12 protein-coding genes are annotated in these 9413 nt (G+C 69.1%); 2 read left to right on the forward strand and 10 right to left on the reverse strand.

Annotated elements, in window-relative coordinates:
- Positions 1-120: 120 nt before the first annotated feature.
- From ABZ717_RS27885 to ABZ717_RS27895, 3 genes are all read right to left on the reverse strand, one after another.
- The gene (locus ABZ717_RS27885; protein ID WP_358516024.1) at positions 121-1041 is read right to left on the reverse strand and encodes an ATP-binding cassette domain-containing protein; all 921 of its coding nucleotides are present in this window, start codon (positions 1039-1041) and stop codon (positions 121-123) included.
- Between the two features lie 101 nt (positions 1042-1142).
- Complete coding sequence (gene leuE / locus ABZ717_RS27890; protein ID WP_358516026.1) at positions 1143-1805, reverse strand: leucine efflux protein LeuE; 663 nt, start codon at positions 1803-1805, stop codon at positions 1143-1145.
- A 502-nt stretch (positions 1806-2307) separates the two neighbouring features.
- A complete protein-coding gene (locus ABZ717_RS27895) occupies positions 2308-2886 on the reverse strand; it encodes a TetR family transcriptional regulator (protein WP_358516029.1) in 579 nt (192 codons plus the stop codon).
- A 167-nt stretch (positions 2887-3053) separates the two neighbouring features.
- On the opposite strand from ABZ717_RS27895, the gene fdhA reads away from it, so the two are divergent.
- Entirely contained in the window at positions 3054-4274 is a 1221-nt protein-coding gene (gene fdhA / locus ABZ717_RS27900) for a formaldehyde dehydrogenase, glutathione-independent (protein WP_358516033.1), read from the forward strand.
- Between the two features lie 25 nt (positions 4275-4299).
- Here fdhA and ABZ717_RS27905 read toward each other — a convergent pair whose 3' ends face one another.
- A complete protein-coding gene (locus tag ABZ717_RS27905) occupies positions 4300-4500 on the reverse strand; it encodes a hypothetical protein (RefSeq protein ID WP_358516035.1) in 201 nt (66 codons plus the stop codon).
- Positions 4501-4545: 45 nt separating this feature from the next.
- Here ABZ717_RS27905 and ABZ717_RS27910 point away from each other — a divergent pair, with 45 nt between their 5' ends.
- The gene (locus ABZ717_RS27910; RefSeq protein ID WP_358516037.1) at positions 4546-4740 is read left to right on the forward strand and encodes a DUF1918 domain-containing protein; all 195 of its coding nucleotides are present in this window, start codon (positions 4546-4548) and stop codon (positions 4738-4740) included.
- 94 nt (positions 4741-4834) lie between these two features.
- Here ABZ717_RS27910 and ABZ717_RS27915 read toward each other — a convergent pair whose 3' ends face one another.
- The 6 genes from ABZ717_RS27915 to ABZ717_RS27940 all read right to left on the reverse strand — a co-directional run.
- Entirely contained in the window at positions 4835-6079 is a 1245-nt protein-coding gene (locus tag ABZ717_RS27915) for a cytochrome P450 (RefSeq protein ID WP_358516039.1), read from the reverse strand.
- Positions 6070-7368 carry a cytochrome P450 gene (locus ABZ717_RS27920; protein WP_358516041.1) on the reverse strand — a complete coding sequence of 433 codons (1299 nt, stop codon included), beginning with the start codon at positions 7366-7368 and terminating at the stop codon, positions 6070-6072. Before ABZ717_RS27920 ends, ABZ717_RS27915 begins: the two co-directional genes overlap by 10 nt.
- Complete coding sequence (locus tag ABZ717_RS27925) at positions 7365-7973, reverse strand: ATP/GTP-binding protein (protein ID WP_358516043.1); 609 nt, start codon at positions 7971-7973, stop codon at positions 7365-7367. Before ABZ717_RS27925 ends, ABZ717_RS27920 begins: the two co-directional genes overlap by 4 nt.
- Positions 7945-8310, reverse strand: coding sequence for a DUF742 domain-containing protein (locus ABZ717_RS27930; protein WP_358516049.1), 366 nt, complete (start codon positions 8308-8310; stop codon positions 7945-7947). The genes ABZ717_RS27925 and ABZ717_RS27930 overlap by 29 nt, the downstream gene beginning before the upstream one ends.
- Positions 8310-8720 carry a roadblock/LC7 domain-containing protein gene (locus ABZ717_RS27935; protein ID WP_358516045.1) on the reverse strand — a complete coding sequence of 137 codons (411 nt, stop codon included), beginning with the start codon at positions 8718-8720 and terminating at the stop codon, positions 8310-8312. The genes ABZ717_RS27930 and ABZ717_RS27935 overlap by 1 nt, the downstream gene beginning before the upstream one ends.
- Positions 8720-9413, reverse strand: a 694-nt coding sequence (locus ABZ717_RS27940; RefSeq protein WP_358516047.1) for an ATP-binding protein, incomplete at its 5' end; no start/stop codon positions are given. The genes ABZ717_RS27940 and ABZ717_RS27935, both read right to left, overlap by 1 nt.

Genomic DNA, 9413 nt, shown 5'->3' on the forward strand with positions numbered 1-9413 from the left:
CCACCAGGCACCACCACGTGGAGCGTAGGGAGGAGCGGCGGACCCACTCGGCCGCGACCTCCCGGCGCAGCGACCGCCACCGGGACGACCGTGGCGTCGAGGTCTCCCCTCTCACCGGCCTCATGAGCGCACCTCCTCTCCGGCACCGGCCGTGTACTCGACGTCGGCGCCGGTCAGTTCCAGATAGGCCTGTTCGAGCGACGCGCGTTCCGTCCACAGACCATGCACTCGCGCCCCGACCTCATGCGCGAGGTCGCCGACCCGTTCCACCGGCACCCCGAACACGCGCAGGGCCCCGTCGCCGAGGTCCTCGACCCTGCCCTCCCGCGCCAACCGCGCCGGCAGGCGGGTGTCCCCGAAGGAGTGGACCACCACATGGGTACGCGACCAGGTGGCGATCGCCTCGTCGAGGGAGGCGTCGGCCACCAACCGGCCGCGGCCCACCACCAGCAGCCGGTCGGCGACCTGTTCCATCTCGCTCATCAGGTGGCTGGAGACCAGCACGGTCCGGCCCTCGTCCGCGAGCCGGCGGGTGAGTTCGCGCATCCAGCGCACCCCGTCCAGGTCCAGGCCGTTGACGGGTTCGTCGAAGAGCAGCACACCGGGGTCGGCGAGCAGCGCGTCGGCGATCCCCAACCGCTGCCGCATCCCGAGCGAGTAGTCGGCGACCCTGCGGTCGGCGGCCCCGGTCAACCCGACCTCGTCCAGGACCTCATCCACCCGCCGGCGGGGAAGTCCGCACACGTGGGCCTTGGCCCTCAGGTGGGCGCGGGCGGTGCGACCGGGGTGGGCGGCGCTCACGTCCAGGAGCGCGCCCACCTCACGGGCGGGCCACCTCAGGTCCTCGTAACGATGGCCGTCCACCAGGGCGCACCCGGACGTGGGTCGGGTCAGTCCCAGGAACATGCGCATGGTGGTGGACTTCCCGGCACCGTTGGGGCCGAGGAACCCGGTCACCCGTCCGGGCTCGACGGTGACGCTCAGGGCGTCAACGGCGGTTCGCGGCCCGTAGCGTTTGCTGAGATCGCGTGCTGTGAGCACGGTGGGATCCCTTCGTGGTCGTCCGTTGGGAGAACCACGCTAGGAACGCGAGGGGTACCGCCACATCGCCATTTCGTCGGCCCCCGTCTACCCACTTGTGCTCAGGCGGTGCTCAGGGAGAGCTTCACGGCGAACCCGAGGAACAGCGCGCCCGCCGCGGAGGTCGCGCCCGCGGAGAGGCGCCTGCGCCGTCCGAAGGCCGCGGAGATGCGGGTGCCGCTGAAGATCAGGGCGGACAGGTACACGAAGCTGACCAGCTGCATCAGCAGGCCCAGGACCAGGAAGGACAGCGCCGGATAGGCGTAGGTCGGGTCGACGAACTGCACGAAGAAGGAGATCAGGAACAGGATCACCTTCGGGTTGAACAGCGAGACCACCAGGGCGCGGCGGTAGGGATGCTCCCCCTTGACCGGGGTGGGCGCGGCGTCGGCGGCGCGCTGTTCCTCGGCGCGCCGGTGCCTTGAGGTCCACATGGCGTGCGCGGTGCGCAGCATCCCGATCGCCATCCACACCAGGTAGGCGGCGCCCGCGAACTTGATGACCGCGAAGACCACCGGGTTGGTCTGCAACAACGTGGCGGCGCCCGCGGCGGCGAGGATCATCAGCACGGCGTCTCCGGTGAAGACCCCGGCGGCGGCCGTGTACCCGGCCCTTGTCCCACTGCGCGCGGCGACGGAGAGCACGTAGATCGAATTGGGCCCGGGGAGGAGCACGATGAGGATGAGCCCTGCCAGGTAGGTGGGCAGGTCGGTGATACCGAGCATGGTGAAAGTGTTTCATCCGGCCGTCGGACACCACCAGGGCTGTTCCGGGTGGCGAGCCCCACTCACCGAACCTTCGCCGTGGGAATGGTGTCCGGCCGGGCCCACACCCCGCCGGACACCCTTCGCCACGGGTGCGCCCGTACACACCCACGCGGGCAGTCTTCCCTGCCCGTGCGCACCGACCGGTCCGCGCGTGGCCCGATCGGCCCACCACGGGAAGGGGCCTTGCCTTGAGGTCCGGTTTCCCGTGGGGAAGAGATGCTACGCACAGGAATACGGAATTCCTCGTTTCGGACGACCATTGGCCGAATTCGGCCACCGCATTCGGCCATCGTCGTTTTCTTCTCCCGAAGCCTTTGGCCACTTTCGTCACACCGGGCACAAAGGCCCCGAAAAACCCGTGGATCACCCGGCTCGGAAAGCTCTAGGCTCGCGTGGGCCCCGCGACGACCTGGGTCTCGGCGCCGTGGTCCGGTACCCGCCCGGGGCCCGTCTCCGGCGCTCAGAGCGGGAGGCCCTCCCGCAGCAGACCGATGGCCTCGTCTAGTCGGGCCGCGAGGTCGGCCCCCTCGGTTTCCTCCTCCAGGCCGGCGGACACCGAGGCCAGGGTTCCGATGATCGCCCCGGCCCAGACCCGGACCCGTGGTTCGTTCCGGTCGCGGCCGGTGCGGTCCGCGGCGGCGTCGCACAGTTCCTCGATTCCGGTCGCGTACCGGTCCATCAGCGTCGCGCGCAGTTCGGGAACGGAGAACAGGAGACGTCGCCGCTCGCGGTCTTGTTCCCGTTCGGTCTCGTCCATCCCGCCGTAGACCTCACGGATCCCTGCCCTGAAGGCCTCCGTCGGCGAGTGTCCCTCGGGTTGGTCCCTGAAACGGGCGAACACCCACGGCAAGACGTCCTCGCCCAGGACCGTCTCCGCCTTTCCGGGGAAGTACCGGAAGAACGTGCTCGGCGAGACGTTCGCGGCAGCGGCGATCTGTTCGGTCGTGGTGGCCTCGTACCCGTGTTCCCGGATGAGCCGCGACGCTTGGCGGCCGATCTCCGCGCGTGTGGCGGCCTTCTTCTGTTCTCGCAACCCCATGACCACATCATGACGCGACCGGGCCGGGATCCTCATCGGGTTAATGAACCTTCCGGCCCGGTTAGTCACCCCCGCCACAGGAAACGACTCAGGCACGCCCTCCGAACACGAGGGCGTGCCACGAACGTTGGTCCTCGCCGCGTGGCGGCAGAGAGGTGGAAGGGAAGATGACCGGCAACAGAGGAGTGGTCTACCAAGGCTCCGGGCGGGTCGAGGTGCGGGACATCGCCTACCCGGAGTTCGAGCTCAAGGACGGCCCGGGCGTGAACCCCGCGAACGTGGGGCGCAAGATCCCCCACGGGGCGATCCTGAAGGTCGTGGCGACCAACATCTGCGGCAGCGACCAGCACATGGTCCGGGGCCGCACCACCGCCCCGGAAGGGATGGTGCTGGGACACGAGATCACCGGAGAGGTGGTCGAGACCGGACCCGACGTCGAGTTCGTCAAGGTCGGCGACCTGGTCTCGGTACCGTTCAACATCTCCTGTGGACGATGTGTGAACTGCAAGGCCAGGCGCACCGAGATCTGCCTGAACGTCAACCCCGACCGCCCGGGGTCGGCCTACGGCTACGTCGACATGGGCGGATGGGTCGGTGGCCAGGCGCAGTACGCGCTGGTTCCCTACGCGGACTGGAACCTGCTGAGGTTCCCCGACAGGGACCAGGCCATGGAGAAGATGCTCGACCTGACGATGCTCTCCGACATCTTCCCCACCGGCTTCCACGGTTGTGTGACCGCCGGGGTCACCGTGGGGTCGACCGTGTACATCGCGGGCGCCGGACCGGTCGGTCTCGCCGCGGCGGCCTCCGCACAGCTCTTGGGCGCGGCGGTGGTGATCGTCGGCGACTCCAAGAAGGAGCGTCTGGCCCAGGCGCGCGGGTTCGGCTGCGAGACCATCGACATCTCCGAGGGCGATCCCGGCGACCTCATCGAACAGGTCCTGGGCGCACCGCAGGTGGACTGCGCGGTGGACGCGGTCGGCTTCGAGGCCCATGGAAGCGGGGACAAGGCCGGTGAGGAGGCGCCCGCGAGCGTCCTGAACGACGCCATGGACGTCACCAAGGCCGGCGGTTCCATCGGCATCCCGGGTCTGTACGTGACCGGTGACCCGGGCGCGTCGGACGAGGCCGCCAAGGTGGGTTCGCTGTCGATCCGCTTCGGGCTGGGCTGGTCGAAGTCGCACGCCTTCTTCACGGGCCAATGCCCGGTGATGAAGTACCACCGGCAACTGATGATGGCGATCCTCAACGACCGCGTGCAGATCGCGAAGGCGGTCAACGCGGTGGCGATCTCGTTGGAGGAGGCCCCGGAGGGCTACCGGTCCTTCGACCAGGGGGCCGCGAGCAAGTACGTGCTCGACCCGAACGGCTACCTCGGCACCGGGTGAACGCTCGTCGCGGACCGTTCGGCCATCATTCGAGGAGCCGACTCACGTACAGGATGGCACCCGCGACCAGAGCGGCCAACGCCGCCGAGGCGACCATCGAGGCCAGACCGAGGACGACACCTTCGAGGGCCACCCACGATTCCAGGAAGTTCCGGACGGGGGTCCTCGTGACGACGAAGACGAGCACGAAGACGACGAAGGCGATGACGGGGAGGACCTTGTTCACCCGGACATCCTAGGGCTCAACCGAATCATCGTTACGGGAGGAACCATGCGAGCGACGGTCGGGGACCATCTGCACACGCACGGTGTCGCCAGTTCCCGAGGCGAGCGGGAGGCGGAGATCATCGAGGTGCGCGGGGCCGGCAACGGCCCGCCCTACCTGGTGCGGTTCGCCGACGGCGAGGAACGGGTCATCTACCCGGGCCCGGAGACCGTGGTCCGTCCACGGGAGCCGGAGGACTGACCGTACCACCCGGGGTGGGCCGCCGGGCTCGTCGATGGTCATCGACCACGACGGACCGGCGGTCCGACCGAACCGGCCCTACTTCAGGCGCGTGTTATTTCAGGCGCACGTTCAGGTGGGTTCGCGAGTTGACCACGATCGTGGGTGAGCGCGGCACGTCACCGACCACCGACAGCTCGGGCCAGCGGGCGAAGATCGTCTTCAGGGCGATACCCGCCTCCATACGGGCCAGGGGCGCGCCGATACAGAAGTGCGCGCCGTACCCGAAGTTGCTGTGGGCCGCGCCCTCACGCTGGATGTCGAACTCACCGGCGGTGGGACCGAAGCGCTCGGGGTCACGCCCCATCGAGATGTAGGAGACGAACACCGGATCGCCCTTGGCGATCTTCACCCCCGCCGCGGCCGGGTGGATGTCCGCCCCGTCCACGTCCTCGGTGGCGAAGCGGGTGAAGAAGTTCGCGGTGGGCGAGTCCCAGCGCATGGTCTCCTCCACCGCGTTCTCCCAGGGCACCTCGCCCGAGAGCAGGAGACGGAGCTGCTCGGGGCGGGCGCTGAGCGCGTGCACGGCGTTGAGCAGCAGGTGGGTGGTGGTCTCGTGACCGGCCGCCAGCACCACGTACAGGGTCACGACCAGGTCCTCGCGGGGAAGGCGGTCCTCCTCCGGCAGTGCCAACATGGCGCTGACCAGGTCGTCGCCGGGCTCGCGTTCGAGCTTGGCCACGTGGGCGTCCAACCAGGCGTGCAGGCTCAGTTCGGCGCTTCGCCCCTCGCTCACCGTGTCGTCGAACAGGGCGTTGTACAGCCGACCCAGTTCGTCGTGGTCGGCCTCGTCCACTCCGAGCAGGTAACCGATCACGCCCATCGGCAGCGGCCAGGCGAACCGCCCCCGGAAGTCGATCACCCCGTCCTCGGCCTCGTCCGCCGCCTTCTCCATCTCGCCCACGAGGCGCTCCACCAGGGAGGTGACCAGGGGGGTCAACGCCTCGACCCGGCGGGCCGTCAACGCCTGCGCCAGGGGACGGCGCAGCTTCCGGTGATCGGCGCCGTCGGTGTTCACGACCGAGTGCCCGGAGGGCGCCGCGATGCTGATCAGCGGCCAGTCATCGGGGATCTCCCCCTCGTTGAGGGCCCTCCAGTACCCGGGGTCCTTGGTGAAGCGGACGTTGTCCTTGAGGAGGTTGCGCCCTGCTGCGTCGCCGGCGACGCCCCACATGGGGACGCCGCCGGGAAGTGCGATCGGCACGATGGGGCCGTGCTCGCGCATCTTCACGGCGTCTTCGTGCAGGTCGGGGCTGAGGGGATCGAGCTGGTGGACCGGTCTGGACAGGCTCAGAGCCACAGAGAGTCTCCTAGGGGATCAGCTGAGGTGACAGGCGGGGTGAAACGGACCGGCAGCGATTCCAGGGCCCGGATCAGGACCTGGGGCTGCCAGCGCAACTGGTCGGCGGGGACGGCCAGATGCAGATCGGGGAGGTGGGTGAGAAGGGTTTCGATGCCGGTGACCGTGATGATCTCGGACAGGGTTCGGGCCGCGTGGGGGCAGCCGTGGGGGCCGTGTGAAAAGGACAGGTAGGCCCGGCTGTGGTGGCGTTCCTGGCCGGGCGGACGGAACAGCGGATCCTGGTGGGTGGCCGCCAAGCCGAGCAGCACCAGATCACCGCTCTGGATCGTCGTACCCGCCAACTGGGTCGTACGAACCGCCCAACGGCCGGCGAAGATCTGCGTGGGGCTGTCGTCCTTGAGGACGTCACGGGCCGCGTCGGTCACCGAACGACGACCACGCGTGAGCGCGTTGGTGTGCGTCTGGTCGGTCAACATCAGCCTGATGGTGTTGCCGATCCAGTTCGCACTGGTCTGGTGACCGGCGATGATGGACACGAAGATGTCCGCGCTGAGCTGTTCCCGGGTCAGCCCCAGCCCGCTGTGCGCCAGGTGTGCGGCGATATGGGGACCGGGTTCGCGCATGGCGCGGTCGGCCAGTTCGTCGGTGACGGCCTGAACCTTGCGCATCCCCTCGTTGGGGTCTCCGCCGACCGCCCCCATGAGCTGGAGGAAACCGGTGACCAGGTCATCGTGGAACTCCTCCGGGGCGCCGACCGCCCACCCCAGGGCCATGACCGGCAACCGTTGCGCGTAGGCGAGGATCAACTCGGCCTCGCCCTCCTGGGCGAACTCCTCGATCAGTCGTTGCGAGGACCTGCGGCAGAACTCCTCGAACTCCCACTGGTCGATGCGGGCGAACCCGTCGCTCAGCACCGCCGAACGACGCCGATGCTCCGCACCCTCGGTGTAGAGCATCGACTTCGTGGCGAAACCGCCACCGACCAGCGGCCACATCGGCCATTCGGGTGGCAGGTACTCCCCCATGTTCCACCGGGTGTAGGACCGGGCGAACAGGTCGGAGTCGGAGGTCACCTGGAGCAGCTCCGAGTAACCGACCACCAGCCAGGCCGGCACGTCCCAGGCCATCAGGACGGGGACCACGGGTCCGTGACGCCGACGCATCTCGGCGAACAGTCCGGGCGAGTCCCGCTGGTACCGCTCATCGAGCAGGCTCAACGCGTTCCGGTGCGTCTCCGGAAGCGGCGGCAGGCGCGGGTGTTCGATCTCGGTGTTCGCTTCGGTCATCGGGCCGGCTCCTGTTCCAGGATCTGCTGACGGTGCACGACCAGTTCGGCGAGGGCCGTGCGAACCTGTTGGGGGTCGCGAGCGTCGCAGCGCACGAGCGGCGTACCCGGGTCGATGTCCAGGCTGGTCCGGATCTCCTCCAGACTCCACTCCTCGGCCTCGTCCGCGAAGGGATTGTGGACCACCAGGTAGGGCAGGCCCGCTCGTTCGACCCGGTCGAGCGCGGCGAACGAACCCTCCACGTCACGGGTGTCGACGAGCACGATCGCGCCCACCGCGCCCTGGCAGAGCCGTTCCCAGAGCGCGTGGAACCGCTTCTGTCCGGGGGCGCCGAACAGGTACAGCACGATCTGGTCGTCGATGCTGATCCGACCGAAGTCGAAGGCGACCGTGGTGGTCGTCTTGTCCGGGCGCAGTTCCAGGCCCTCGTCCACACCTGCCCCGGCCTGGGTCATCTCGGCTTCGGTGGTCAGCGGCTTGATCTCGCTGATCGCACCCACCATCGTGGTCTTTCCCACCCCGAAACCGCCGGTGACGAGGATCTTCATCGAGATCGCGGCGGACGGCGCCAGGGGTTCATAGGGGGAGGTTGATGAGCCCAACACGCAGTTTCTCCAAGAGTTGACGGTCGTCGGCCGGGGAGGCGAACGCCGAAGTGGACCGGTCTGCGGCTCCACCGGCGGAACGGATCACGATGTGCCCGCGATCGACGAGGTCGGCCAGCAGGATGGTGACCGCGCCCAACGGGATCCCCAGCCGCGCACCGAGCTCGGCGGGGGCGATCGGCCGGTCGCATATCCGCACGATGTCGGCCTGTTCGAGGGACAGGCCTGCCGTGTCGGAGCGTTCGGTGACCACCAGTGCGAAGGGATCCAGCCTCAGAGTGGTACCGCTGCGCCCACCGACCACCATGAACAGGCCATCGGGAACGTCGGGATCCATCACGACAGACCCGCCTCGCCACCGTGCCTGCTCGGCGTGGCGAGCTGCTCCGGCAGGCGCTCGACCAGTCGGCCCATCTCCGTGGCGACCACGCCCAGGTCGGAGGAGGGGCTCGTCAGGTCGGTGAGCACGGCCAGCGCCGACCCCGAGCCGGCCCCCATCACCAGCAGGTGGTGGGGATCCAGATCCACCGCGACGGTGCGGACCGGGTCGGTGATGCCGAACACGGAGTTGACCTGACCACCCGTGGCCAAAAGCCCACAGGCGGAGGCGGCCAGGCCATCGGCCTCGTCTCTGCCCAAAGTGCTGTCGGCCGAACGGACCAGACCGTCGGTGGACAGCAGGAGCACGTGACGCACTCCGGGAAGCTCGCGCAGCTTGTCCATGAGCCAGGTCAGGTTGGTCAGCATCAGGAGTCCTCACGATTCTCGGCGGCAGGGTTCGGTGTCGGCCGTGTGTGGGCGTGCCACTGGGCGATCCGAAGGCTGGTCGCCACCCGGTCCCGGGGTGGCTCGACGGTCTTGGGGGCGGCCGCCTCGTCGGGGAGGGTGGCTCCGCGACGCCGCCGGGGCAGTTGCCGGGGACGCTCGGCGGAAGGTTCCGAAGAGGGCTCGGCGGAAGGCTCGACCGGGGCCTGGTAACCACGGGTCGGGAGGGTGGAGAGCGGTTCGGTGGCGGCGGGGTCGGCGACCGGCTCCGCGGGGGCCTGGACCGGCACCGTCGGAGCGGAGGAGGACACCGCGGGAGCCGGAGGGACCACGGACACGGCGGCGTCGTCGGTGCGCAGGAGCCCATTGCGCGGGATCCACACGGTCGCACGGGTGCCGCCGCGGGGCGACGGGGAGATGTCGACCCGAATGCCCAGGGGGTCGGCGGCCCGACGGACCACCAGCAGACCCAACTGGTTGGCGGAGAGCTCGGAGATGTCCGGGGGCCGTTTCGGGTCGAGGCGACGACGCACCTCGGCCAACTGTTCCTCGGTCATGGCCAGACCGCTGTCGTCGATGTGCACGCCGAGCCGCATGGCGGTGTTCTCGAAGTGCACCACGACGGCCTCGGAGGGTGCGGAGAAGGCGGTGGCGTTGTCGATCAGTTCGGCCATG

It is taken from the genome of Nocardiopsis sp. NPDC006832 (assembly GCF_040635885.1).
Lineage (GTDB): Bacteria > Actinomycetota > Actinomycetes > Streptosporangiales > Streptosporangiaceae > Nocardiopsis.

Coding starts and splice junctions, on each gene's coding strand:
- ABZ717_RS27930 (WP_358516049.1), bottom strand. CDS start 8,310: ATGGATCCCGACGTTCCCGATGGCCTGTTCATGGTGGTCGGTGGGCGC.
- fdhA (WP_358516033.1), top strand. CDS start 3,054: ATGACCGGCAACAGAGGAGTGGTCTACCAAGGCTCCGGGCGGGTCGAG.
- ABZ717_RS27895 (WP_358516029.1), bottom strand. CDS start 2,886: ATGGGGTTGCGAGAACAGAAGAAGGCCGCCACACGCGCGGAGATCGGC.
- ABZ717_RS27920 (WP_358516041.1), bottom strand. CDS start 7,368: ATGACCGAAGCGAACACCGAGATCGAACACCCGCGCCTGCCGCCGCTT.
- ABZ717_RS27935 (WP_358516045.1), bottom strand. CDS start 8,720: ATGCTGACCAACCTGACCTGGCTCATGGACAAGCTGCGCGAGCTTCCC.
- leuE (WP_358516026.1), bottom strand. CDS start 1,805: ATGCTCGGTATCACCGACCTGCCCACCTACCTGGCAGGGCTCATCCTC.
- ABZ717_RS27910 (WP_358516037.1), top strand. CDS start 4,546: ATGCGAGCGACGGTCGGGGACCATCTGCACACGCACGGTGTCGCCAGT.